This window comes from Bacillus sp. 7_6_55CFAA_CT2 (assembly GCF_000238655.1).
Classification (GTDB): domain Bacteria; phylum Bacillota; class Bacilli; order Bacillales; family Bacillaceae_G; genus Bacillus_A; species Bacillus_A cereus.
This window is the reverse complement of the sequence record NZ_JH414708.1, coordinates 527,123-553,621: the sequence shown is the minus strand read 5'-3', so window position 1 is coordinate 553,621 and position 26,499 is coordinate 527,123. Positions and strand designations below refer to the sequence as shown.

Genomic DNA, 26,499 nt, shown 5'->3' with positions numbered 1-26,499 from the left:
TATGAGGGACTAAATAAGAAACTTCTTTTATAAGGAGAGCGATCTATTCGTGAATGAAATGACTCATCGTACAAAAACACGTCCAGTTAAAGTCGGTAATTTAACAATCGGCGGTAATAATGAATTAATTATACAAAGTATGACAACAACAAAAACACATGATGTTGAAGCAACAGTTGCTGAAATTAAGCGTTTAGAAGAAGCCGGCTGTCAAGTCGTCCGCGTTGCCGTTCCAGATGAACGCGCAGCAGATGCTATTGCTGATATAAAAAAACAAATCAACATTCCACTTGTTGCTGATATTCATTTTGATTATCGCCTTGCTTTAAAAGCAATTGAAGGTGGCATTGATAAAGTACGTATCAATCCAGGTAACATTGGTCGTCGCCATAAAGTAGAAGCTGTTGTAAATGCAGCAAAAGAGCGCGGTATTCCAATCCGTATTGGTGTAAACGCTGGTTCATTAGAGCGTCACATTTTAGAAAAGTACGGGTACCCAACTGCAGATGGTATGGTTGAGAGTGCGCTACATCATATTAAAATTTTAGAGGACTTAGATTTCCACGATATTATCGTATCTATGAAAGCCTCTGATGTTAACTTAGCAATTGAAGCATACGAGAAAGCTGCTCGTGCTTTTGATTATCCATTACATTTAGGTATTACAGAGTCTGGAACATTGTTTGCCGGAACTGTAAAAAGTGCTGCTGGTCTTGGAGCAATCTTAAATAAAGGCATCGGAAATACACTACGTATTTCATTAAGTGCTGATCCAGTTGAAGAAGTAAAAGTTGCTCGTGAACTATTAAAATCATTCGGTCTTGCGTCTAACGCAGCAACACTTATCTCTTGTCCAACTTGTGGTCGTATTGAAATTGATTTAATTAGCATCGCTAACGAAGTGGAAGAATACATCTCTACACTTCAAGTACCAATTAAAGTTGCAGTACTTGGTTGCGCTGTAAATGGTCCTGGTGAAGCTCGTGAAGCTGATATCGGTATTGCCGGTGCACGTGGAGAGGGATTATTATTCCGTAAAGGGCAAGTCGTTCGTAAAGTACCAGAAGAAACAATGGTAGAAGAACTGAAAAAAGAGATCGACGTAATTGCTGCTGAAATGGCTGCTGAGCGAGAAAAAGAAAAAGAGACACAAGAACAATAAAAAGAAGGTTGCCACAATATTTGTGAGCAACCTTCTTTTCTACGTAAAAAAGCTCGTCAGTTTAACCGACGAGCTTTTACTTTGCACATTTTGGACAACGACCATATATTTCAAACTTATGACCCGTTACTTCATAACCGGTAAAATCTTTATTCATAAAATCCATTGGGCAGGAAGTAATCTCTTTCGTTCCCCCACAATCCAAACAAATAAAATGATGATGATGTTCCATAATAGAACAAGTAAAACGAAAATGTTTTTCACCATTTAATTCCGTTTGTTCTAAAACACCAATCTCAGCAAAAACTGTTAAGTTACGATAAATCGTATCAAAACTAAGCCCTGGATAATCGTCCTTCATATGCTCTAAAACGTCTTTCGCAGTTAAATAACGATTATGTGCTGCAAATAATCTGAGCATCTCTTCTCTTTTTCCAGTATGTTTGTATCCTTTTTCTTTCATTAGGCGTAAAGCTTCTGTTAGATTCATACCTATCCCTACTTTATGCAGTTTTTTTCTTCTTCCATAAAATCGCACCGATTAAAATAAGAACTGCTATCATAACAATTGTACCACCTGGCGCTAGATCAAGTTGATACGAAGCAAACATTCCACCAATTACTGCAATTTCACCGAATAAAATGGAAAAGAAAATTGTTTGTTTAAATCCTTTAGCAATACGAATACTTGCTGCAACTGGTAACGTCATTAATGATGATACAAGAAGAACCCCCACTACACGCATTGATACTGCAATGACAAGAGCAACTAATATAATGAAAATAAAGTGAATCCATTTCGCTCTTAAACCAGTTGATACTGCGTATTCCTCATCAAATGATAATAGAAACAGCTCTTTATATAATAAAATAATTGTCGCAACAACAACAATTGCTACAATACCAATAATAATTAAATCTGTACTTGTTACAGCACTGACACTACCAAATAAATAACTAAATAAGTCTGTGTTAAATCCATTTGCAAGTGAAATGAAAATAACTCCAACCCCCATCCCTGCCGAAAGGATAATTGGAATTGCTAATTCTTGATAGTGCTTATATACAGTTCGTAACTTTTCGATTAGTAGCGCTCCACCAATCGAGAAAATCATCCCCATATATAAGGGGTTTAAAAACCCACCTGTAAAAATGGTTTTTTCAAGTAATAAACTTGCTGCAATACCCGATAACGTCACGTGACTTAATGCATCCGCAATAAGAGATAAACGACGAATAACAACAAACACACCAATTAGCGGTGCAACAAGTCCAATTAAAATACCTGCGTATAAAGAATTACGTAAAAAGTCATATTGTAAAAAATCTTGTATCATTATATCCTCCCGTGATGCTCATGTTCGTGTTCTAAACGATGAACATGATGTCCATATAAGACGGACATTTCTGCATCTTCTAACTCTCGGAACTTCTCTACATTTCCATGGAAATGTAGATGTTGGTTTAGGCATGCAACATGTGTTACTTTTTCAGTAACAGCTCCCATATCATGAGTAACAAGAATTAATGTGATCCCGAGCCTTTTGTTTAAATCCTCTAATATTTCGTAAAAACTTTCCACATTTTTTACATCGATTCCAACAGTAGGCTCGTCCAAAATAAGCAATTCAGGATCACTAACGAGCGCACGAGCAATAAATACACGCTGTTGCTGTCCACCAGAAAGCTCTCCAATGTTACGACCTTGAAACTCACTCATCCCTACATCAGCAATTGCTTTTTCTACCTTTTTCTTATCCTCTTTTGTGAAAAAGCGAAAAAGCCCTTTTTTCGAAACAAGTCCCATTGACACAACTTCAGAAACAGTTGCTGGAAAACCAGAATTGAAACTATTTGCCTTTTGGGATACATAACCAACTTTGTTCCATTCCTTAAACTTCTTACTATCAACGCCAAACACGCGAATGCTTCCTTCTTTTGGCTTTAAAACACCTAATAAACACTTAAGTAGAGTTGATTTACCTGAACCATTCGGTCCCACTAAACCTAAAAAAGCTCCCTTCGGAACTTGCAAATTAATATTTTCTAACACATTCCGATCTTCGTATCGGAATGTTAAACCTTCAATTTCTAATATATTATTCATAGCATCTCACCTATTTTAATTCAGAATGATTCCGATTTATATCTATTTGAATTATAGTACAGCTTATTATAGTTGTAAACCAATCTGCCTAAAATATATCTATTTTTTCAAGAAACCTTACTATTATAACAAAAAGCAGAGAAAAATTCTCTGCTTTCGAAAAATATTCCTATAAACTTTTTAGTGAATAGCCGATTTAAACTTACCACCATTTGTCTCTTGCGTGCTCATAATCGTAACAAACGCATTTTCATCAATTTCATGCACAATTGATTTTAACTTCGTCACTTCTAGACGCGTCACAACTGCATAAATAACTTCTTTTTCTTTATCCGTGTAACCACCTTTCGCTACAAGCTTTGTAGTTCCACGGCCAAGACGATGCAAAATCGCGTTTGATACTTCCTCGTATTGATCAGATACAATTAAAACCGCCTTCGTTTCATCTAGCCCTTGAATTACTGTATCGATCGTTTTAAATGCGATATAGTACGTCATAACAGAATACATCGCTTGTTCCACACCAAACACAAATGCTGCCCATGCAAAAATAAATAAGTTCACAAACATTACGAATTCACCAACAGAGAACGGTAATTTCTTCGTTAATAAAATTCCCATAATTTCAGTTCCATCTAGCGATCCACCATGACGAATTACAAGTCCTACACCAAGACCTAAAATAAGACCACCAAACACTGTCGCTAAAATAGGTTCTGTTGTAAATGGTGGTACCGCATGTAACGTTGACTCAATGAAAGCTAACGCTACAATACCAAATGTCGAAGATAACATAAATGTTTTTCCAATTTGCTTATAACCGGAATACATAAATGGGATATTGAGAACAACGACTAAAGTAGAAAAACTTAACCACCAAATGTTAGGAGTAAGATAATCTAATATAAGAGAAATACCAATAATTCCACCATCAATAATTTTATTTGGCATTAAAAATAGTTCAATTGCTACCGCCGCGCATGCTGCTCCAAAAATAATCATAACTAAACGATAAATGAGATGAATAACACTTTCTTTTCGATGTTGCTTTTGCTCCATAAGTCCTCCCTTTACTCTTTTTCTGTAGTTTTGTCCTTATATTATAACATACGCTTCTTTTCCTCATGAAAAAAGAAACTCCATACGAATATGTACAAGCTATATGCTCATATATTTCGATAGAAGAACGCGTGAAGGAGGATAATAAGATGAACCTCATTAAACAAATTGTTAATAAAAAATTAAATCATATTTCTACAAAAGAGTTATTAAAATATAGCAAAGAATATGAAGTTCCCATTACAGCCGCACAAGCTGATCAAATCGTTTTACTTATGAAGGGTAAAAATATTAATATCTACGATAACAACGAGCGACTAGAGCTCTTAAAACAAATCGCAAAAGTAACTTCCCCTGCCACTGCCCAACAAGTAAATACATTATTTCAGCAACTACTAAAATAAGGAGGGGATTTCCCCCTCCTTATTGCGCTTTAATTTTTTCAAGAAGCCCTTCATCAAAAGTGCCGTTTTTCAGCATTTCGATTTCCAATTTGTATGGTGGCTTCTTATCTTTTTTATCTTCCCCTACATACGGTGTTTCAAGAATTTTTGGTACATGCATTAACTGTGGATGATGTACAATGTGATGCAATGCTTTATACCCAATGTGACCAAATCCAATGTTTTCATGACGGTCTTTTCCTGCTCCGCGTACATTTTTACTATCATTAATATGAAGTACTTGTAAACGATCTATACCAACGATCTTATCAAATTCGTTTAATACGCCGTCAAAGTCATTTACAATATCATATCCTGCATCATGCGTATGACATGTATCAAAGCATACAGATAGCTTTTCATTATATTTTACACCATCAATAATTTTTGCAATTTCTTCAAAGCTACGACCGCATTCTGTTCCTTTTCCTGCCATCGTCTCTAACGCAATGTTAACCGTCTGTTCTGGCGTTAATACTTCATTAAGCCCTTTAATAATTTGTTGAATACCAGCATCTGCTCCAGCACCAACGTGCGCTCCTGGGTGAAGAACAATTTGTTTCGCTACACCTAATGCCGATGTTCTTTCAATTTCCATGCGAAGAAAGTCTACTCCTAATTGGAATGTTTCTGGCTTCGTCGTATTCCCAACATTAATAATATAAGGCGCATGGACGATAATTTCCTCAATTCCGTTCAGCTCCATATGTTTTCTTCCTGCTTCTATGTTCAATTCTTCAATTGGTTTTCTTCGTGTATTTTGCGGTGCACCTGTATAAATCATAAACGTTGTTGCACCGTATGAAACAGCCTCTTCACTTGCTGCTAATAACATTTTCTTACCACTCATGGAAACATGAGATCCAATCTTTAACATACAATCACCTCTTCAATATACAATAGATATAATGATAGCATAATTTGTAGAAATATGTAGTGAATTGTTTGTTCACAAAAGATGCACTACACAAATTTATATGACTATTTATACAGACTATACTTTTCATTTAAATTAGCTGGATTAAGTGAAACTTTAATCAATACTTTTCTATCCATATTGATTACACCTCCCACAAATAGCGGGATAAAAAAAAGATAAGGGAAACCCCTTATCTTTTTTTATTGCCATATTTTTTCTTCACTTTGTCACGTTCTGTTGCAAGTTTACGTTTATAGTTTGGTTTTACTTTTTTCGGTTTTTTAATAACTTTCGTTGCCATAACATCAAGTTCGTCATTTGGTTTTTTACGGCTCTTACGACGACGACGCTCACCTAAATCGGCCCACTCATCTCCGCGTAAATCTACATGCTTGAACTCAATATGACGTTGTTTTTCTAAACTATCTAACGCTTCTTCGTTTGCTGGATCATATATCGTCACTGCAATACCAGAATGCCCCGCACGTGCTGTTCTTCCAACGCGGTGAACGAAGAAATCTAAATCTGATGGTAGCTCATAGTTAATAACATGGCTAATCCCTTCAATATCAATACCACGTGCTGCTAAATCAGTCGCAACAATATATTGGAATTCAAGGTCACGAATTTGTTTCATCATTTTTTTACGATCACGTGGTGATAAATCCCCGTGAATTCGTCCAACTTTTAAGCCACGTTCCATTAATCCATCAGCAACTTGGTCTGCCATCTTTTTCGTATTCGTGAAAACAACTGCTAAATACGGTTTAAATTGAAGTAGCATTTTATGCACTAAATCAATTTTATTACGATGTTTAGAAGGCACTAAATAGTGTTCAATGTTTCCAGCTGCAACTTGTTTTGGATTGATATGAATATGCTCTGGATTCTCCATATACTTCTTCAGAAACGGTTTTAGTTTTTGAGGAATTGTTGCAGAGAAAACTAACATTTGCAAGTTTTTAGGCATGCGTGCTGCAATTTTATCTACATCATGAATGAATCCCATATCAAGCATTAAGTCTGCTTCATCGACAATAATCGTATTTGCTTTATGAACAAATAATGCTTGCTCTTCTACTAAATCTTTAATACGTCCTGGTGTTCCAACTACGATATGAGGTTGTTTTTTCAACTTTTCAATTGAGCGTTGTTTATCAGTTCCACCAATTAAACAACGTGCTGTAATCATTTGGTCTTCCGCACAAAACTTTGTTAACTTCACGATTTCTTCGTAAATTTGTTGTGCTAACTCACGAGTAGGCGCTGTAATAACAAGTTGTACTTCTTCACGACTTGCATTAATTCTGTTTAATGTAGGAAGTAAGTATGCATGTGTTTTCCCAGAACCTGTTTGGGATTGTCCAATTACACTTACACCTTTTTTCACGACCGGGAAAATTTTCTGCTGAATTCCTGTCGGCTCTGTAAAGCGTAGTTCACGAACTGCATCTATTAAAAATGGTTTAAAATCATACTGTGTAAAAGTTTGTTGTGTCATAAGTTACACCTTCTTTCTAAAATTTCTACTGCGCGCACAAATCAGTCAAGTCTACATTATATCGAAATCTACAAGTAAAATCCATCTTTAGTTTAGGTTTTCACTTCAAAAACTAACCTTCTTCCCTTTTATTGCATATTGTATGTGTATATACCTAACTGAAGAAAGGAGGATTTCTCACATGTTTCCGAAATCCCCTACAAGGCAAATGTATCCGAATCCAGGGCAGCAACCTTATACACCATATCCAATTCCACAACTACCACCAATGGCACAAAAAAAGAAAGGTTTTCTTGCTAAGCTTTTTAAAAAACACGATCCAACCGAGCCTTTTATGCAAATGGTTCCACCTTACCGACAAATGGAAGGGCAACTGATGATGCATCAGCAACCACCACCGCCGCCACAATATCAACAGCAATATCAGCAGCAATACCAGCAACAATATCAGCAGCAACATCCACAATATCAACCATACATGCAGCAACATCCTGAGCAAATGATACCGCCTCAAATGTATGAATCAAATGAAACGCGCGGCGGCGCAACTACAGCTGCCGCAACAGCAAGCAGTGGCATCGGCAGTTTCTTTTCGAACTTAATTTCGAATCCTACTAATATGATAAACAACATCGAAAAAGTATCCCAAGTCGTTCAATCTGTAGGTCCTGTCGTCGAACAGTATGGTCCTATTATGCGTAGTCTACCAAGCATTGTTAAAATCCTCACCTCTGGAAAAAGTACGGAAGAAAATCAAACGGAAAATGTAACAGAGCCAGTTGAGGTAGAAAGTCCGCCTCCTGCACCTCAAAAAAAGAAACGAAAACGAAAGAAAATAGTGATTGAACCTGTAATAGAAAAAGAGTTACCGAAAGAACCAGTTCAACAAACAGCAACAAAACCAAAACTATATGTGTAACAATCCTTTGTTTTCTATCCACTCCTCCTTTATAATGTAAAAGACTATGCACAAAAGTATCCCTTGTTTAGAAGGAGAGGATTACTCATATGAAAATTGTTAAAATTTCCCCTCGTGGTTATTGCTACGGTGTTGTCGATGCAATGGTAATTGCACGTAACGCTGCATTAGATAAATCATTGCCGAGACCCATTTATATTTTAGGTATGATTGTTCACAATAAACATGTTACAGACGCTTTTGAAGAAGATGGAATCATCACATTAGACGGTCCAAGTCGCTTAGAAATTTTAGATAAAATTGATTCTGGTACTGTTATTTTCACAGCACACGGTGTTTCTCCAGAAGTTAAACAACGCGCAAAAGAAAAAGGTTTAACAACAATCGATGCCACTTGCCCAGATGTTACCAAGACGCATGACCTTATCGAAGCTAAGAAAGCGGAAGGGTATCATGTCATTTATATCGGTAAAAAAAATCATCCAGAGCCAGAAGGCGCAGTTGGTATTGCACCTGACATCGTTCACCTTATCGAAAGAGCCGATGATTTAAAAACATTAGAAATTCCAACAGATAAAATTTTAGTAACGAATCAAACAACGATGAGTCAATGGGATGTTCAACATTTAATGGAGGACATTCAAAAAAAATTCCCAACAGCAGAATTCCATAAAGAAATTTGTTTAGCTACTCAAGTTCGCCAAGAAGCTGTCGCTAAACAAGCTGATGTTGCAGACTTAACAATTGTTGTTGGTGATCCGAAAAGTAACAATTCAAATCGCTTAGCACAAGTATCACAAGAAATCGCGGGTACAAAAGCATATCGAGTTGCTGATGTAAGCGAAATTCAATTAGAGTGGCTACAAGGTGTAGAAAACGTAGCTGTTACAGCAGGTGCTTCTACTCCAACGCCGATTACAAAAGAAGTTATCGCGTTCTTAGAGCAATATGACCCAATGAATCCAACAACGTGGGAGAGAGTTAGAAAAGTACCACTTCAAAAGATATTACCTCGCGTAAAGGTGAAGAAAGAACAATAATAAAAACCGTTGCCCTAATGGAGCAACGGTTTTTATTTTTCTTATACAAATGTGAATGGATCTGTATGTAACTGCGAAGCATGAATTTGAACATTTAATTTCTTTGCATCCACTTTTTCTTGCAGTTGCTTTTGTACACCTTGTTTCATTACTTTTTCAACATTATGTCCTGGGTCAACTATATTTAAACCGAGCATCATCGCATCATGAGCAACATGATAGTACATGTCACCAGTTACATATACATCTGCTCCTTTAAATTTCGCTTGGTTTATATATTTATTACCATCTCCACCAAGTACAGCTACTTTACGCACTTTATCATCTAACTTACCGACAACTCTTGCCCCATTCACGTCTAATGATTGTTTCACATGTTCTGCAAATTGACCAAGCGTCATTTCTTCTTGTAAGTATCCTATTTTCCCCAGGCCTAACGTTTCACCTTTATTATCAAGCGGGTACACATCGTATGCTACTTCTTCATATGGATGTGCCGTTACCATTGCTTTAATCACTTTCCGCTGTAATGAAACTGGAATAATCGTTTCGATGCGTACTTCTTCTACACGTTCTAACTGTCCAGTTTCCCCAATATAAGGGTTTGTCCCCTCTTGAGGTACAAATGTGCCTGTACCCTCGCTACTAAACGTACAGTGGCTATAATTGCCGATATGACCAGCACCTGCGTCTCCTAATGCTTTCCTTACTTCTTCTGCATGAGTGACTGGCACAAACACAACAACTTTTTTCATTTCTTCTGCATATGTCGGTGCTAGAACTTCTGTATTTTGCAATCCTAACGCCTCAGCAAGTAAATCATTTACCCCGCCCTTAGCAACATCCACATTTGTATGCGCTGCATAGATTGCAATATCATTTTTAATACACTTTTCAATAATTTTCCCATACGCCTTATCTGTATGAATTGCTTTTAACGGGTTAAAAATTAAAGGATGATGAGCAATAATGACATTTGCCCCTAATTGAATTGCTTCATCCACAACTTCTTCCGTTACATCTAACGCAATCAATACGTGCTGCACGGGTTTATTAAGCGCTCCAATCTGCAGGCCAATCTTATCTCCTTCCATCGCCAAATGCTTCGGATACATACTTTCAAATAAAGAAATAATTTCATGGCCGTTTGGAATTTTACTCATGATAAAACCTCCCCTATCATTTTCATTTTCGCTTCTACTTCCCCACGCTTCGCTTTTGTTTCTTCAGAATCAGCCGCACGTTCCAACTGTTTTAAAATATTTTGGAAGTTTTTTAATTCTCCTTCCCATTTTTCAACGAAAGCCTCACTTTTTTCTTTTATTAAAAATGGTCCCATAAACAATTCAGCTTGTTTATTTTCAGAGTAAGGCGCTACAACATTTCCTCGCTCCCCTACTAAAATTTCGTAAATTTTCCCATCTTCTTTTACGATTTTTTCATGGATAAGCTCCCAACCATTCTCAATAAACCATTCACGAATATGATGCGCTGCAATATTCGGCTGTAAAATTAAACGTGTTACACCTTCTAATTTTTCTTTACCACTTTCTAAAATGTCACGAATTAACGCTCCGCCCATTCCAGCAACCGTAATTACATCTACTTCTCCTGGCGCTATAACAGCTAACCCATTCCCTTTACGCACATCTACTTTATCTTGTAAACCACTTTCAGCTACAGTTGCTTGCGCAGAGCGAAATGGTCCATCTACAACCTCTCCTGCAACTGCTTTTGTAGCAATATTATTTATAATTGTATAACACGGTAAATACGCATGATCCGATCCAATATCAGCAACTGTAGATCCTACTGGTATTTCACGTACAACTTCTTCTAATCGTTTTGAAAGCTTTACTTCATTCATGTATTTCCATTACTCCTTCTCTTGTCAGTCTGTCTCCATGATAATGAATTTATAGTAGTTGTTGCAAGCCCATAACAACAATTCACCGCTCTATCATTCATCGTATTTTAGAAAATATAGAAAAACAAGCCCTTTGCATAAGCAAAAGGCTTGTCATACGGAACTTTATTTTTTCTTCGATAACCAATCAGCTACTTTAGCGGCTTGATCAGCTGGAACTATATTGGCAGGCATATTGCCTTTTCCTTTCGAAAGAATTTCTTTAATTTCATCCTTTGAAAGTTTCCCACCAATTTTTTGTAAGTTAGGTCCAACTGCCCCTTGTAACTGATCACCATGGCAGCTCGTACAGCTTTGCTTCACAATATCCTCTGGCTTTGATGCTGTTTGTGCTGGCTTCCCGCCATTTTTTGCATCAGCTAACTCTTTAGATTTATTTAGCCCCTGAAATGAAAATACAAACATAACGATAATACCCAATGCTGCAATAAGAGCGAACGGAATCAGCGGATTACGTTTCATATCTCTTCTCCCCCCTCTATACCCCTAAATAGTTAGATGATTCAGTCATTTCCATTGTACTTGAAAACGCTCTATCAGAAAAGAGTAAACTACCACTTGTTAAAAATATTCCATAAATTCAGTTTATTGTTTTTTATTGTCATATCGCTTATTATTTCGATAATTATTAACGTTTCTCATCATATTTTTCGCTTTTCTACATATATTTTTGTATATAATAAACAAAATTAATCGAAAAATCGAAAAATGAGCATTTGCAAATCAAAAGACAATTCTGTAAAATAAATTACAAGAAATTGTAATCGTTGCCGATAGCTAAATTTTAACAAAAATTAACAAAATAAAAAAGTTTACTTCACAAAGGTGAAGTAAACTTAAAAAATAACCTATTCTAAGAAATCCTTAAGACGCTTACTACGGCTTGGATGTCTTAATTTGCGAAGTGCTTTTGCTTCAATTTGACGAATACGCTCTCTCGTTACGCCGAATACTTTCCCAACTTCTTCAAGCGTACGAGTTCGTCCATCATCTAAACCGAAACGAAGACGTAGAACATTTTCTTCACGATCTGTTAGCGTATCTAACACATCTTCTAATTGTTCTTTTAGCAATTCATAGGCCGCATGGTCCGCAGGCGATGTTGCTTCTTGGTCTTCAATAAAGTCACCTAAATGGGAGTCATCTTCTTCACCAATTGGTGTTTCAAGAGAAACTGGCTCCTGTGCAATTTTTAAGATTTCACGTACTTTTTCTGGAGCAAGATCCATTTCTTCACCAATCTCTTCAGGAGACGGTTCACGACCTAAATCTTGTAATAATTGACGTTGTACACGAATTAACTTATTAATCGTTTCAACCATATGAACTGGAATACGAATTGTTCGTGCTTGGTCTGCAATGGCACGTGTAATAGCTTGGCGAATCCACCAAGTTGCATACGTACTAAATTTGAAACCTTTACGATAATCGAACTTTTCAACAGCTTTAATTAGACCCATATTACCTTCTTGAATTAAGTCTAAGAAAAGCATACCACGGCCTACATAGCGCTTTGCAATACTTACTACAAGACGTAAGTTTGCTTCTGCAAGACGACGTTTCGCTTCTTCATCGCCTTCTTCAATACGCGTTGCAAGTCGAATTTCTTCTTCTGCAGATAGTAAGTCTACACGACCAATTTCTTTTAAATACATACGAACAGGATCGTTGATTTTAACCCCAGGTGGTACACTTAAATCATTGAGGTCAAACTCTTCTTCTGTTTTTGTAATTTGGCGATTATTAGGGCCTTCTTCGTTGTCATTATCACCAACTAAATCAATGCCTTGTTCACCTAAATATTCATAGTATTCATCCATTTGATCGGATTCAATTTCAAATCCATTCATGCGTTCTGCAATCTCTTCATATGTAAGAACGCCACGTTTTTTTCCGAGCTCAGTGAGTTGTTCTTTCACTTGCTCAAGGGTCATTTCAGTTTCAATTTGTTTAGAACGAGCTGGTTTGTCAGCCATCTGTTCCCCTCCTTACGCGAGATACAAACATTCATTATACTAAAACTTTATCAAAAAAGCTATTTTCTCGCTTTTTGATTTTGTAAATATGCTACATAATATTTAGCAGCCTCTACAGGATCTGTTTTTTCCATTTGTTTCACTTTAAAGATGATCTCCATCTTTTCAAGTTTTTCCTGATGCCGTCTAAGCGTCTCCAAATGGCCTTGCAACACTTCTTCTGTGTATTCTGGATTAATAAATTCATCCGTCGAAATATCAGTGATAATATTTTTCAACTTTTCATCAGAGAGCCAACTTAAAAATGTTCCGACTGAAGGTTCATTTCCCTTTTCATAATATGCGTATAGTTCATATAAAATCCCTTTATGTTCTTCTGTATGAAAATCTTCTATATGGGATTCCATACGAACAGCTACTTCTGCACTTTGCAACATATGGTAAATAATTTCTCTTTCCGCTCTTTCAAAACCTGTTAACTTCGGTTTTGTTTGAACGACTTGAGACGGTTTAGCAACCTGCTTTATTTGTTTTTGCTGTACCTTTTGTTCTTTGCGATATTGGTGCAATTGATTCAAAAGTGTTTCCATTGAATACGAAAATTCTTGCGATAATGACTTCAAATATGACTCTGCCTGCATCGCATCTTGTAACAACGATAACTCTTTTAAAACACTTTTCACATATTCTTCTTTGCCAGACTCATCTTGCAAATTTTTCCCTAAACGCAAATAATTTATTTTAAAACCAACAAAACTCACACTTGATTTCACAAGATTTTCAAAAGCAGTAGTCCCATATTGTTGCACATATTCATCAGGATCAAGCTTATCTGGCAAGGATGTGACTTTCACTTGGCAACCAACTTTTAGCAATAATTGCCCTGCTTTCATCGTCGCTTCTCGCCCTGCTTTATCACCATCATAGCAAAGAACAACAGTTTCAACGTTACGTCGCAGAAGTTTTGCTTGTTCTTCAGTTAAAGCTGTTCCCATTGTCGCAACAGCTTCTTCCACACCACTTTTTACCGCAGCTAGTACATCGGCATATCCTTCAAAAAGAACCACTTGCCCACGTTTTCTAATAAACGGTCTTGCTTGGTGGAAATTATACAACAATTTACTTTTGTGAAAAATCGGTGTTTCAGGGCTATTTAAATATTTCGGAGTGTCATCTCCTAACGCCCTTCCACTAAACGCTATCACCTTACCTTGTAACGTATAAATCGGGAACATAACTCTTCCACGGAAGCGATCATAATGACTACCATCCTTCTCACTTCTTATTAGAAGGCCAGCTTGTTCCATACTAGACAGCGATAAACCTCTTTTTTGTAAAATTTTCGTCGCTGCATCCCAAGTAGGTGATGCATAACCAATTTCAAACTTCTCAATCATCTCTTTCGTAATACCACGGTTTAATAAATATGAAAGTGCTTCATTTCCCTCTTCCGTATTTACTAATAAATGATGATAATACTTTTTCAATAATTCATGAGCTTGTTGCATGATGACAGTGTCATCAGATATGTCTTCTTGTTGTCCTTGCCCTGATGTATACTCTGCAACCGCAATTCCATTTCTTTCGCCTAGCTTTTGAACAGCCTCGGTAAAAGCCAGTCCTTCCATTTTCATTAGAAAGGAAAATACATTTCCACCTTCTCCACATCCGAAGCAATGAAAAATTTGCTTATCAGATGAAACAGAGAATGAAGGAGAATTCTCACCATGAAATGGACAAAGGCCGAAATAGTTACGCCCCTGTTTTCTAAGTTGAACGTATTCACCAATGACTTCTACAATATCGGATGATGTCCGAATCTGTTCAACAACTTCTTCGGGAATTCTGTTCCCCATAACTCCATCTCCGTGTCGTATTTTGTATTCGATATAAATTAAAAAATTCCTTTATAATTCGACAATATTTTTCTAAACTTGTTAGAAAGTGTTGCCGATTACATTGTATAAACGATTTTAAACCTTTCCTATAGGTCCTTTATCTGCATAAATCGCATATACATACTTGCTATATAAAATTGTATACATTTGCTCATCTGTTACAAATGTATCTCTTAGAAACAATACATATACACCTTTTTATAAGAAGAGTAGCAAGCCACATATACTGTTTGATCTTGAGATTTGTAACTTTCTCATGTTGATCCATATAACGATCAACTCCATTTTGTTCAGTATCTACAAAGATCCAATGGCCTTGCTATTTCCTTAAAGGATGAGCATATGATGCGACAAACAAAATTCCGACATGAAATTCCGCTCCAACTTGCACAATTTCAGCCTTCACGGGATATACATCCACACCAACTAATATGTTGTCAATGCTTTGCATATTTCTGTATTCTACATCCCTTCTGTGAATCCTTCCATAATGTGCGTTTTCTTGTATAGATTTTGTCGATTTAACGTAATTACATGTCTTTTTCGTAAATCCTATCCCTAGTTTATTCTGAAAAATTAAAGTCTAAACGTAAAATATAGGTTTTTATCACAATTTTTTATTATAATATATTTTCTTCAACTACGCTACATATCCCTTTATTTTTTCATCTTACATTTCAGGATGACAAACTCACACCTTGAATATACTAAAAGACAAAGGAGTATAAGTATAACCATTACACTACAATCTATTACAAAATCCATAGGTACCATATTTCACACGAGCGAAAAAAGCACATTCACCTTTGGTAAATGTGCTAAAACATTTTTTGGTTTTGCACTGCATTCACAATAATATTTGCTGTTTCTTCAATTGCTTTATTCGATACATCGATTACTTGACAATTTATTTTACTAATTACTTCCTCAAAGTGATCAATTTCTTCTTGAATACGATTAATATTTGCATATGTTGCTCCATCACTTAATCCAAGTGATTTTAATCGTTCTTTTCGAATATGATTTAACTTATCTGGCGTAATTTTCAAACCGAAACATTTTTCTTTTGCCACTTGATATAGTTCTTCAGGTGGGTCAACTTCTGGCACGAGTGGTACATTCGCAACTTTCAAGCGTTTATTATGAGCTAAATATTGAGAAAGTGGTGTTTTTGATGTACGCGAAACACCAATCAACACGATATCCGCTTTTAAAATACCTCGTGCATCTCTGCCGTCATCATACTTCACAGCAAACTCAATCGCTTCAATCTTTTTAAAGTATTCTTCATCTAACCTACGGACAACGCCTGGCTCATATCTCGGCACTTGCCCCGTAATTTCTTCAATTTGATCAATAAGAGGGCCGATAATATCGTATGCCTCTACCCCTTCTTTTGCAGCCTCTGTTACTAAATATTTGCGCATATCAGGCTTAACTAACGTAAAACATATAAGTGCTTGATTACTCTTAGCAATCGAAATCACTTCTTTTAATGTCCCTGTATCTTCTACATACGGTACACGTCTAATATCAGGAGCAAACGGGAATTGCCCCATTGCTGCTCGAACAACCAAATCAGCCGTTTCCCCTACAGAGTCAGATACGACATATACGATTTTATTATCCATTACATTACCTCACTTTAAACAAATTACACTTATTCGTTATTTACTAAATTTACAAACGCACGTGTAATATTTGTTTTTGTAATTCGCCCAATCACTTCTAAACCTTGTTTCGTATCTTTTACAACTGGCATTGCATCAATCTGTCTTTCTATTAATTCCATCGCAATATCATATAAAGAATCCTCTCTACGACACATCGCAATGTTTGGCATCCTTGTCATGATAATATTAACCGGAAGAGAGGTTAAATCCTGCTTTCCTAAGCTCGCTCTTAATAAATCTTTACGAGACACAACACCAACTAATAGAGTCATCTGATCTACAACGAACAATGTACCAACGTCCTCTAAAAACATCGTACAAATTGCATCGTATACGGAAACATTTTTATCAATTACAACCGGTCTAGATTGATAATCTTGTACTTTAATTTTCTTAACAGCTTCAGATAATAACTGCCCCCCAGTTTTACCCGTATAAAAATAACCTACGCGTGGACGTGCTTCTAAATAACCAGCCATCGTTAAAATTGCTAAGTCTGGTCTTAGCGTCGCACGTGTTAGACCCAATTGCGCTGCAATTGATTCCCCTGTAATAGGACCGTGATCTTTTACAATCTGAATTATATGTTCTTGCCGTTTATTCAGCTCTATGATAATCACCACCTTTAATGCACAACGAAAAAAGTTATACTATCTCTTAAATATTATATACTAAATATGCTATTCGAAAAAGAAAGTATGTAAAAAGGACCGTATACGGCCCAAAATTATATTTGAAACTTATCAAGTTGTTCTAAAAAACGTCTTGATTTCAAATAAATTCCGCAATATTCATCATAATATGTATTCAATACTAAACGCATTTGTTTTTTTGTGCTATCCTTTACCGATACATTTCCGAGCCTATGTAAATCGAAATGGAAGAAAAGACGTAATAATTTATGAACAGCTTCTCCTACCGGTATACGATACGGGTCTTGCTCCGCATGACGTGAGCACAGAAAACCGCCTTCCCTAACGGAGAAGGCGACAAAGTCTGTTTCTTGATGACAAATCGCACATGTATCAAAGTACGGGCGCATCCCTAATACCGGAAGCATTTTCGTTTGATAAATTAATGATAATACTTCTGGATCAACACCCTCACACATATAATGCAACGTTTGATATAACATTTCAAATAAATACGGATTATGTTTTTTATCTTCTGTTGCTTTATCAGTTAATTCAACAATAAATGATGCATAAGCAGTTAAAAATATATCCTCGCGAATTTCTTTCATAGTTGAAATAATCTCGCCTTGTTGCAATGTTCCAAGCCCAGATCCCATTTGAATAAGAAACTGGCCATGTGTCATTAATTGCGACACAGATGCTAATCGGCTTTTCGGTTTTTTTGCCCCTCTTGCCATTGCACTTACCTTACCAAGTTCTCTTGAGAATATTGTAACAATCTTGTTCGTTTCTCCGTAATCTGTCGTACGGATAACGATGCCCTCAACTTTTTGAAACATGTTCGTCACCATCCAAGGTTTGAACAAAACGGGTCAAGAAATTGGAGAGTCTAGATGCGCTAGCTCCTCTTCATGTTGATCCATCTCATCGTTTACGTCTTTTTCCATTTCTTTCAAAAGCAAGTACGTTTCAATGCTTCCTGTTTTGGAGAAAAACTTCCAGGTAAAATCTAGCATAAGAATCCACCTTTCTCAATAAGCGTAGCCTATAAACCAATTTCCTTTGTTGTTATTAAATTGACCCATTTTGTCCATTTTCATGTGAGAAAAATTTTTCCTAATTTATCAAAGTTCATAAAAACCAATAATCAGTGGATGAACCAACCATCCACTGATTACAGCTTGACTCTATTTTAGTACTCATCCTCGCGGAAACCTAGGTCACGAAGCTGAGACATTTTATTACGCCAATCTTTTTGCACTTTTACCCATACTTCTAAAAATACTTTAGAACCAAGTAGCGCTTCAATATCAAAACGAGCTCGCTTACCAACTTCTTTTAACATTTTCCCTTGTTTTCCGATGATGATTCCTTTTTGTGATGCACGTTCAACAACAATCGTTGCATTTATATAAACTGCCCCGCCCTCACGCTTTTGAATCGCATCGATAACAACAGCCACAGAATGCGGCACTTCTTCACGTGTTAAATGTAGTACTTTCTCACGAATAAGCTCTGCAATAATAAATCTCTCCGGATGATCCGTTACTTGATTATCTGGATAGTATTGTGGTCCTTCTGGTAAATACTTTTTAATTGTTCCAATTAAAGCGTCCACATTATTACCGTCTAACGCAGAAATTGGTACAATTTCTGCAAACTCATGTAGTTTACGATATTGATCAATTAACTCTAGTAATTGCTCTGGATGAAGTTGGTCAATTTTATTAATAACTAAAAATACTGGTTGTTTCGTTTCTTTTAACTTCTCGATGATGAATTCTTCACCACGACCAAAGCCTTCGACAGCATTAACCATAAACAGAACGATATCAACTTCTTTTAATGTCGTTTGCGCCATCTTCACCATGAAGTCGCCTAGTTTATGTTTAGGTTTATGTATTCCTGGTGTATCAATGAAAATAACTTGTGCATCATTTTCTGTATATACACCTTGAATTTTATTACGAGTCGTTTGTGGCTTATCACTCATAATAGCAATTTTCTGGCCGATAATACGATTTAAAAATGTAGATTTCCCAACATTCGGTCTGCCAATAATAGAGACAAAACCTGATTTATAACCTTTTCTATTCATGTAAATCCTCCGCTAAAAATGCTCCTGGTAACAATTCTCCGACTGTCGTCTCCTGAACGTCACCATGTAAATTTGATAAGTATACTTTCGTATCCTGTTTACATAATTCTACCATAACTTGTCGACATGCTCCACAAGGAGGTACTGGGCGCTTTGTATCTGCTACAACCGCAATGGCTACAAATTCTTTATCTCCTTCAGAAACCGCCTTAAATAAAGCTGTTCTTTCAGCACAATTACATAAGCCATATGATGCATTCTCAACATTACATCCACGATATACTTTTCCATCGCGCGTTAATAGTGCTGCACCTACTTGAAATTTAGAATATGGTACGTACGCTTGTTTACGCGCTTCGATTGCTTCTAGAATTAATTGTTTACTATTCATATTCCCGCATCCTTCCTGTTCACAGCTATGAAGAGGTACATTCTCTCATTAAAGCCCCTTACGGCACTTCCAAAGCTTAATAAAAGCTTCGGAATGCAACTATACCATATACGGTAAAAAGATAATAGCACCAATTATAACAGCTATAATTGCAAACAATAAAACCGCTCCTGCCGCAACATCCTTTGCAATTTTTGCAAATGGATGAATATCGGCAGTCGCTAAATCTACTGTTTTTTCCACAGCCGTATTTACCATTTCTAAACTCATTACACTACCTATTACAATAAGTAATATCATCCACTCTGTTCTCGTAATATGGAAATAAAAGCCGCAGCATATAACAATGACTGCGGCTAAATAATGGATTTTCATATTTCGTTCATGACGAAAACAAAAGAATATACCAGCTATAGCATATCCAAAACTATCTATAAGTTTTCCTTTTTTCATCGTCCTAATCCAAAAGCTTCTAAAATTTCTTTTTGTCTTCCGAACATTTCTTTTTCATCTTCTTCTGTCATGTGATCATAACCAAGTAAATGTAAAAAGCCATGTAACGCCAAAAATCCAAGTTCACGATCAAAAGAATGTCCGTACTCTTCAGCTTGCTCTTTCGCCCTTGGAATAGAGATAATAAGATCACCTAACATGCGCGGCATCTCTGCACCAACAATCTCCATTTCTCCTTCTCCCATTTCTTCCATCGCAAAGGATATTACATCTGTAGGTTGATCTTTATCTCGGTAATCACGATTAATTTCTCTAATGCGCTCATTATCTACAAATGTCACCGATACCTCCGCACCATCCTCGATATTTTCCATTTGAGCTGCTTTTTCTAACACTTCACGAATTAAACTCATATACGCTTCTTTTACTTCTTCTGTTTCATCAATAAAATCAATTAACAAACTCATTCTTTCTCCTTTTCTTCCGGAAGTTCCGGATATGTAATACGCGAATGGAAAATACCATTTAACGTTTCACACAACGTTTTTCCAACGATTTGTAGTTCCTTAAACGTCAAATCACATTCACTAAATTGACCGTCTTGTAGTCGATCTTTAATAATACTTTGCACCAAATTATTAATTTGTTCTGGCGTTGGGTGATTCATAGAACGTACCGCAGCTTCTACACTATCAGCAATACCAACAATTGCCGATTCTTTCGAAGTTGCTTTTGAACCTGGATAACGGAACATCTCTTCTGTATATTTTTCTTTATCTTCTTTAATAGCTTTATAATAAAAATATTTCAGTAACGTTGTACCGTGATGTTGCCCAGCGATATCAATAATTTCTTGTGGAATATGATATTCTTCGAGCATTCTTACTCCATCCGTTACGTGAGCAATTATAATATCTTTACTTGTTACAGGATCTAATTTATCATGCGGGTTTTCAATTCCCATTTGGTTTTCAATAAAAAATTGCGGTTGTACTGTTTTTCCTACATCATGATAATATGCCCCTACACGCGCTAATACACCATTTGCCCCGACTGCTTCACAAGCAGCCTCAGAAAGATTCGCTACCATTACACTATGATGATATGTCCCTGGCGCTTCTAACAAAATTCTGCGTAAAAGCGGATGATTTGGACTTGATAGTTCCATAAGCTTCATGCTTGATACGATTCCAAGTCCACTTTCTAAATATGGTAAAATCCCCATAGCCAAAACGGATGATATAATCCCTGAAAGTGAAGCCATTAATAATTGCGTACCAATTTCAAGAGGCGAAAAATTCCCATTACGTAATAATAAGAGCGCCGCCAATACGACTACATTTAATACAGAAACGAGTATACCAGCTTGTAAAATCATTGTACGACGATTTTTTTCTCGCAAGAAAATACTAACCGATAATGAACTTAACAATACGTAAATCCCTACACTATAATTTAATGTACTCGTTACTCCTTCATTAAACATAATACTTCCGCATACAGAAAAAATCATACTCGTTAAAAAGACAAATCGATCACCAATCATTAGTTTTACAAGTATTGTTCCCATCGCAACTGGGACAACATATGCAATCCCCGCGTATTCAAGTTTTTGAAACAAACTAATGATTTTCATTAAGACGATTGTGATAGACAAAATTGTAATATACGCTAAAACATACGGTCTATCTTCTCTTTTTCTCTTTAAAAATAATTCAAATTGTTTATGCATAAAGTATAGTAACACACCAATGAGTACCGCTAATCCAACATAAGGTTGAAAGCCGTTCCCTTTTTCTAACAAACCAACTAATTTCAACTGATTATACACATCACTTGAAATTGTTTCACCTTCTCTAACAAGAACTTGTCCTTGAAGAATATAAACAGGTGGAACTAAATCTTCCTCTGCTTTTCTCTTCTCTTTCGTTAAGATCGGGTCATAAAAATAGTTTGCTGAAATTGCATATCTTCCTAGCGCCTTAATTGACTCTTTTAAACCATTATCAACATTAACACTATTCATCTCACTTACATATCGTTCTTTCGCATCTTTCAATTCGTCCATTTTAATATGCTCAGTCATGATACTATTAATCGCTGTGACCGCAGCATCTTTCGCTAATACTAATTGGCTCGAATCTGCATTAATCAAACTTAGTAAGTTTGAATCAGATAATTCTTTCGTTAAGTCAGCGGGTAGTTTCTTTTTTAACTTCTCCACTTTCTCAGCATCAGTCATCTTTTTTTGATCATCCGGTCCAACAGCTTTAATCTCTTGCACCACTTCATCCACTTTAGCAAAGACGTCATTCACAATATCAACTTTGTTTTGTTTATACTCACTTTTATATGTATATTGATCTTCAACTTTTGTAGCGGCTTCTTTTTTCTTTTTATCCGTTGTAACTTTATCTTCAATTTTTATAGGAGAATGGATTGTCTTTTTCGCAATAGAATACATATTAACATCTAATTGCTCTGGTTTTACATTATTCATAAGCGCAAAAAACAGCACTGCTCCTAATACAACGTAAGAAATCCAACTTAGTTTTTTCGAATGTTGTAAATTACGAAACCACTTAGAAATTTCTTGAGATCTTGACATGATTTCAATACCTTCTCCTCTCCAGAAATAAAGTGAAACTATTTATAGCTTTCATTTCTTCTACCAAACGATACTTTGAGGCAACATTTTATACACTAGTACCTATAGTTTATTTTCCTTATCTTTCATGATAGTAAAAAATATGACGTTCACCAACCTTATCATACAAAAAGAAATGATCCTGACAAATAGGATCATTCCATTTTATCATATGCCTCAATAATAAGTTGCACCAATGGATGTCTCACAACGTCCGTTTGTTCTAATGTAATAAATGACAGACCTGATACACCAGATAAAATATTAGCAGCTATAGATAGCCCTGATTTTACCCCTTTTGGCAAGTCTACTTGTGAAGGGTCCCCTGTAATAACCATTTTAGAACTAAAACCTAATCTTGTTAAAAACATTTTTATTTGAGCACCCGTTGTATTTTGAGCCTCATCTAAAATAACAAATGAATCATCAAGCGTACGCCCCCTCATATAAGCAAGTGGCGCGATTTCAATTACTCCTCGCTCCATCATACGCTGCGTATATTCTTGTCCAAGAATATCATGTAAGGCATCATATAATGGGCGTAAGTATGGATCTACCTTCTCTTTCAAATCCCCTGGTAAAAAACCTAAATTTTCTCCAGCTTCTACAGCAGGTCTTGTTAAAATAATTTTCTTTACATACCCTTGTTTTAAAGCCCTCACAGCCATTACTACAGCTAAGTATGTTTTTCCAGTTCCTGCAGGCCCTATCCCAAAGACAATATCATTCTTCTTCATCGCATGAATATATCGTCTTTGCCCCATTGTTTTTACACGAATGGATTTACCTTTTGCAGTCTTGAAAATTTCTTCTTCATATAACTCTTCAAATTGAGCAATTTTCCCTTGTTGTGCAAGCTGAATTGCATACGCAACATCTCTCTCTGAAATTGATATACTTTTACGAATTACAACAAGTAATTGCTGTAAGATTTTTTCTACGAGTGTCACCGTTTCAACTGCCCCAGATACATGAACAGTTTCTCCTCTAGTTACGATCGATACATTCAGTTCTCGTTCAATTACTTTTAAATGTGCATCATTGACTCCAAAAAGAGCGATTGCTTCGTTAGTATTTTCCAATTGTTGGTTCATTTCTACTAATTGTTCTGCCATTACTCAGTCTCCTTGAATATCGGATTCGGATATTGGTTGTGGCTCTGCAATATTTTCAACCACAGTATAATGCAATGTGACCTTTAGTTGACCCGCCTCAACCTCTTTACTCAAAATCTTATCACTTACAATCATAGCATGTTCATCCAATTTTTTCTTTAGTTCTTTTTCGGCCATCTCTTTCGCTACTTTCAGCGCTTGCTTTTCTGTATATTCTCGATTCGCTTCTTCCTCTTCTCTCACAACATCTTTTTCATATGCAATCGGCAGTGTAAAACCAAATAATTTCACATCATGCTTTACACTTTCAGTACGAGAGCGTTTATACTTATCATGCTGAAATCCCCATATTTTTATTTTCGTATCCCAAAATTTAAGAAAATGTTCATTGTATACATTACCAGTATACACTTGGAATTGCGTCTTTAACGGGACATCCACCTTAGATGTATACCACGTTTCTCCATACACAATACCTTTCGCTGAAACAATCGTCGGACTTTCCTCATTACCATATATTCCTGATACGAGAATCTGCCCTTTTTCTACATGATCATTTTTCAGTACAACCGGCTTTCCAACTTCTACGAACGTCTTTGTAATAATCGCTTCTTTTTTTGCTACTAAATTTTGCGGCCTTTGTTCCTTTTCTTTCTTCGGTTCGTTTTTTTCAACAATTTTAAAATGATACGTCGTTCCTCTTACTTCTAGTCCCGCCCAAGTAATGGCATTAATATTATCTGTCAAATGGCGTTGTACATCTTCTACATTCGGCATTTGAAATTGTAGTTTCCCTTTTTTAATACCCATTTTATCCAATTCTTTCATCAATATATATTCCGTTTCAGGTTTTGCTCCTGTAATTTCAATTTTCCAAACCATATTTGACATTGCAATCACACCAAAAAAGAAAATTAAAAAACCAATTAAAAATCCACTATTTTTAATTAAACGCTTATTCCAAAAAGGAAAACCATAACGTCCAATAAAATATAATTTACATTCATTTTTTCTATAAATTGGTTTTATTTTTTTCACATCGCGTAACAACATACAAAAAACTAACGTTTCATCAGCTATCTTTTTAACATCCCAAACTAATAAATTCCTCCGTACACATTCATTAACAAACCGTTCCGCTCCTCTACCTTCAATTCGCACTTTTACATATCCAAGCCACTTTATAAACCATTTATTTTTCATTTACCACCTTCACTACCTTTCTAAAAGTAGATATACTACTTTTTATTTGAAACATTAAAATAGCTCGTACTAAAATGAAACCGAGTAAAACTGTAATCAGTCTCTATCAACGGAACTTTTACAGGATAAAGAAGAAAAACTTCACAAATGGAAGTTTCACTTCAATCACCTTTTTTTTCATTTTCTAAAAATGTTACTTGCTCAATTATCCCTTCGAGCAAAAGCTCTTCTGGAAGAATCGTTTTAATAACAAAGGATTGTCCTTTAATTAATAATTGACCGTGTTTTAAAAGCAATCGTACTTCTTTATCTGAAAACACTAATAACCCCCGATGATTTTCTATATAAATATGTATTTGCCCAACAAGAGTAATCCGAGGTAGATCCATTAATACATCCACTGGTAGGTCTACTTGTTTTGTCAACCAATTTTTCATTTGTTCTAATTTCTTCATCTCGAAAGACCCCCTCTCATCCCATATATATGTATTTCTTCACAAGTGCCTATCGTGTTATAACGACTTCACTAACATAACTATATTCTGTAAGAGTTCATATCATGTTAATTAAAACAGTCGCTATATGAAATCATATTTGTCAGGACAATTATGGATCAAAGGATGTTACCTTTAATAATAGAAGTATTAATACAAGAATATGCGCCCCTACAGGATATCAGTACAAGTTACATTAAGAAATTGAGCCTAGCGAGAAGTTAGAAACTTGAAAAAAACTGTTACAATTCGTTCTAGATGTGACATACTGACCATAGAATAAGTAGTTGTCATTTATTGGACAAATGAGATAAAGTGAAACTTTAATCCCCCCTCACCAATCGGGCTGCCCGTTAATGAGGGATAAAATCAAAAAAAGAAAATTTCTCCACTCTGAATGTTACGTTGTAAGTAAGAATATTTTATAGATGGTTGTTATATGAATTTTAAAAAATATTAGGGTTCATTAAAAAATGAATTAATAAACGAGGAAATACGAAAGTAAATTGGCTTTAGTCAAGAAATTTCGAATGTTATAAAACAAATTATCGACAGTAATATCCGGCCATTTTATGCAACTGATGCAAAATCTAAAATAGTTAGAATCTCTTTCGTTACCTTTGAGGATTATGCTGAAGAGCAAGCTATAAAACTTCAATCTGATTTTCAGAAGGTTCGGTACTTAGCTTTTATTTGCGAAAGAAGTTTTAGTCAAGGAAGTAAGAATAGGTGTAGAATCGGAATTATACAAGGAAATAATAAATTGAAACTTTAACTAGAGGGGTTTCTATCACTTATAGAAACCCTTTTTAAGCAATATAGCGTTTCTCCTTAATAAG

Annotated in this window: 28 protein-coding genes; 4 read left to right on the top strand and 24 right to left on the bottom strand. The window is 35.9% G+C overall.

The genetic code is table 11. The features are described 5' to 3' along the window. The first annotated feature begins 58 nt into the window (after positions 1–58). Positions 59–1,162: a flavodoxin-dependent (E)-4-hydroxy-3-methylbut-2-enyl-diphosphate synthase gene (gene ispG / locus HMPREF1014_RS03010; RefSeq protein ID WP_153577907.1), complete on the top strand. Its 1,104-nt coding sequence runs from the start codon at positions 59–61 to the stop codon at positions 1,160–1,162. 76 nt (positions 1,163–1,238) lie between these two features. Here ispG and HMPREF1014_RS03005 read toward each other — a convergent pair whose 3' ends face one another. The 4 genes from HMPREF1014_RS03005 to HMPREF1014_RS02990 all read right to left on the bottom strand — a co-directional run bounded on the left by HMPREF1014_RS03005 (position 1,239) and on the right by HMPREF1014_RS02990 (position 4,328). Continuing rightward, on the bottom strand, positions 1,239–1,652 hold the full coding sequence (locus HMPREF1014_RS03005) for a Fur family transcriptional regulator (protein ID WP_001054516.1): 414 nt from the start codon (positions 1,650–1,652) through the stop codon (positions 1,239–1,241). Between the two features lie 13 nt (positions 1,653–1,665). After that, positions 1,666–2,499, bottom strand: a complete 834-nt coding sequence (locus HMPREF1014_RS03000; protein WP_000613815.1) for a metal ABC transporter permease — start codon at positions 2,497–2,499, stop codon at positions 1,666–1,668. Continuing rightward, on the bottom strand, positions 2,499–3,269 hold the full coding sequence (locus HMPREF1014_RS02995) for a metal ABC transporter ATP-binding protein (protein ID WP_001059662.1): 771 nt from the start codon (positions 3,267–3,269) through the stop codon (positions 2,499–2,501). Before HMPREF1014_RS02995 ends, HMPREF1014_RS03000 begins: the two co-directional genes overlap by 1 nt. Before the next feature lie 180 nt (positions 3,270–3,449). Beyond that, positions 3,450–4,328: a YitT family protein gene (locus HMPREF1014_RS02990; RefSeq protein ID WP_000435963.1), complete on the bottom strand. Its 879-nt coding sequence runs from the start codon at positions 4,326–4,328 to the stop codon at positions 3,450–3,452. A 149-nt stretch (positions 4,329–4,477) separates the two neighbouring features. On the opposite strand from HMPREF1014_RS02990, the gene HMPREF1014_RS02985 reads away from it, so the two are divergent. Next, positions 4,478–4,732: a DUF2624 domain-containing protein gene (locus tag HMPREF1014_RS02985; protein WP_001048954.1), complete on the top strand. Its 255-nt coding sequence runs from the start codon at positions 4,478–4,480 to the stop codon at positions 4,730–4,732. Positions 4,733–4,751: 19 nt separating this feature from the next. Here the strand turns inward: HMPREF1014_RS02985 and HMPREF1014_RS02980 are convergent, their stop codons facing one another. Together HMPREF1014_RS02980 and HMPREF1014_RS02975 are read right to left on the bottom strand one after the other, a co-directional pair. After that, positions 4,752–5,648: a deoxyribonuclease IV gene (locus tag HMPREF1014_RS02980; protein WP_000912460.1), complete on the bottom strand. Its 897-nt coding sequence runs from the start codon at positions 5,646–5,648 to the stop codon at positions 4,752–4,754. Between the two features lie 232 nt (positions 5,649–5,880). Then, entirely contained in the window at positions 5,881–7,191 is a 1,311-nt protein-coding gene (locus HMPREF1014_RS02975) for a DEAD/DEAH box helicase (RefSeq protein ID WP_000194015.1), read from the bottom strand. Positions 7,192–7,372: 181 nt separating this feature from the next. Between HMPREF1014_RS02975 and HMPREF1014_RS02970 the strand changes: the two genes are divergently transcribed. After that, positions 7,373–8,110, top strand: coding sequence for a YqfQ family protein (locus tag HMPREF1014_RS02970; protein ID WP_000484162.1), 738 nt, complete (start codon positions 7,373–7,375; stop codon positions 8,108–8,110). An 89-nt stretch (positions 8,111–8,199) separates the two neighbouring features. Then, positions 8,200–9,150, top strand: coding sequence for a 4-hydroxy-3-methylbut-2-enyl diphosphate reductase (locus HMPREF1014_RS02965; RefSeq protein ID WP_000706660.1), 951 nt, complete (start codon positions 8,200–8,202; stop codon positions 9,148–9,150). Between the two features lie 41 nt (positions 9,151–9,191). Here the strand turns inward: HMPREF1014_RS02965 and HMPREF1014_RS02960 are convergent, their stop codons facing one another. The 18 genes from HMPREF1014_RS02960 to yqfC form a co-directional block, all read right to left on the bottom strand. Continuing rightward, positions 9,192–10,313: a Nif3-like dinuclear metal center hexameric protein gene (locus HMPREF1014_RS02960; protein ID WP_000036221.1), complete on the bottom strand. Its 1,122-nt coding sequence runs from the start codon at positions 10,311–10,313 to the stop codon at positions 9,192–9,194. Continuing rightward, positions 10,310–11,017: a tRNA (adenine(22)-N(1))-methyltransferase gene (locus HMPREF1014_RS02955; RefSeq protein ID WP_001006544.1), complete on the bottom strand. Its 708-nt coding sequence runs from the start codon at positions 11,015–11,017 to the stop codon at positions 10,310–10,312. Before HMPREF1014_RS02955 ends, HMPREF1014_RS02960 begins: the two co-directional genes overlap by 4 nt. Positions 11,018–11,182: 165 nt before the next feature. Then, complete coding sequence (gene cccA, locus HMPREF1014_RS02950) at positions 11,183–11,539, bottom strand: cytochrome c550 (protein ID WP_000828141.1); 357 nt, start codon at positions 11,537–11,539, stop codon at positions 11,183–11,185. Between the two features lie 386 nt (positions 11,540–11,925). Then, positions 11,926–13,053: an RNA polymerase sigma factor RpoD gene (rpoD, locus tag HMPREF1014_RS02945; protein WP_000764066.1), complete on the bottom strand. Its 1,128-nt coding sequence runs from the start codon at positions 13,051–13,053 to the stop codon at positions 11,926–11,928. Between the two features lie 59 nt (positions 13,054–13,112). Beyond that, a complete protein-coding gene (dnaG, locus tag HMPREF1014_RS02940) occupies positions 13,113–14,909 on the bottom strand; it encodes a DNA primase (protein ID WP_000528224.1) in 1,797 nt (598 codons plus the stop codon). Positions 14,910–15,270: 361 nt separating this feature from the next. Continuing rightward, positions 15,271–15,402, bottom strand: a complete 132-nt coding sequence (locus HMPREF1014_RS31970) for a hypothetical protein (RefSeq protein WP_002000855.1) — start codon at positions 15,400–15,402, stop codon at positions 15,271–15,273. Positions 15,403–15,769: 367 nt separating this feature from the next. Next, positions 15,770–16,582, bottom strand: coding sequence for a pyruvate, water dikinase regulatory protein (locus tag HMPREF1014_RS02930; protein ID WP_000368936.1), 813 nt, complete (start codon positions 16,580–16,582; stop codon positions 15,770–15,772). A 29-nt stretch (positions 16,583–16,611) separates the two neighbouring features. After that, positions 16,612–17,244: a transcriptional regulator CcpN gene (ccpN, locus tag HMPREF1014_RS02925; RefSeq protein ID WP_000583756.1), complete on the bottom strand. Its 633-nt coding sequence runs from the start codon at positions 17,242–17,244 to the stop codon at positions 16,612–16,614. A gap of 107 nt (positions 17,245–17,351) precedes the next feature. Continuing rightward, positions 17,352–18,098, bottom strand: a complete 747-nt coding sequence (gene recO, locus HMPREF1014_RS02920) for a DNA repair protein RecO (protein ID WP_000487013.1) — start codon at positions 18,096–18,098, stop codon at positions 17,352–17,354. A gap of 33 nt (positions 18,099–18,131) precedes the next feature. Then, positions 18,132–18,275 carry a YqzL family protein gene (locus HMPREF1014_RS02915; RefSeq protein WP_000883924.1) on the bottom strand — a complete coding sequence of 48 codons (144 nt, stop codon included), beginning with the start codon at positions 18,273–18,275 and terminating at the stop codon, positions 18,132–18,134. Between the two features lie 176 nt (positions 18,276–18,451). Continuing rightward, the gene (gene era / locus HMPREF1014_RS02910; RefSeq protein ID WP_001080229.1) at positions 18,452–19,357 is read right to left on the bottom strand and encodes a GTPase Era; all 906 of its coding nucleotides are present in this window, start codon (positions 19,355–19,357) and stop codon (positions 18,452–18,454) included. Continuing rightward, positions 19,350–19,748: a cytidine deaminase gene (locus HMPREF1014_RS02905; RefSeq protein WP_001086281.1), complete on the bottom strand. Its 399-nt coding sequence runs from the start codon at positions 19,746–19,748 to the stop codon at positions 19,350–19,352. Before HMPREF1014_RS02905 ends, era begins: the two co-directional genes overlap by 8 nt. Positions 19,749–19,847: 99 nt before the next feature. Next, positions 19,848–20,201 carry a diacylglycerol kinase family protein gene (locus tag HMPREF1014_RS02900; RefSeq protein ID WP_000715469.1) on the bottom strand — a complete coding sequence of 118 codons (354 nt, stop codon included), beginning with the start codon at positions 20,199–20,201 and terminating at the stop codon, positions 19,848–19,850. Continuing rightward, entirely contained in the window at positions 20,198–20,668 is a 471-nt protein-coding gene (gene ybeY / locus HMPREF1014_RS02895; RefSeq protein WP_000054679.1) for an rRNA maturation RNase YbeY, read from the bottom strand. The genes HMPREF1014_RS02900 and ybeY overlap by 4 nt, the downstream gene beginning before the upstream one ends. Beyond that, positions 20,665–22,809, bottom strand: a complete 2,145-nt coding sequence (locus tag HMPREF1014_RS02890; RefSeq protein WP_000091514.1) for an HD family phosphohydrolase — start codon at positions 22,807–22,809, stop codon at positions 20,665–20,667. The genes ybeY and HMPREF1014_RS02890 overlap by 4 nt, the downstream gene beginning before the upstream one ends. Positions 22,810–23,003: 194 nt before the next feature. Further along, positions 23,004–23,963 (bottom strand): PhoH family protein, encoded by a 960-nt coding sequence (locus HMPREF1014_RS02885; protein WP_000840519.1) that lies wholly within the window; start codon positions 23,961–23,963, stop codon positions 23,004–23,006. A 3-nt stretch (positions 23,964–23,966) separates the two neighbouring features. Beyond that, entirely contained in the window at positions 23,967–25,166 is a 1,200-nt protein-coding gene (yqfD, locus tag HMPREF1014_RS02880; protein ID WP_000792500.1) for a sporulation protein YqfD, read from the bottom strand. Between the two features lie 161 nt (positions 25,167–25,327). Continuing rightward, positions 25,328–25,621, bottom strand: coding sequence for a sporulation protein YqfC (gene yqfC, locus HMPREF1014_RS02870; RefSeq protein ID WP_000732269.1), 294 nt, complete (start codon positions 25,619–25,621; stop codon positions 25,328–25,330). Positions 25,622–26,499: the final 878 nt, after the last annotated feature.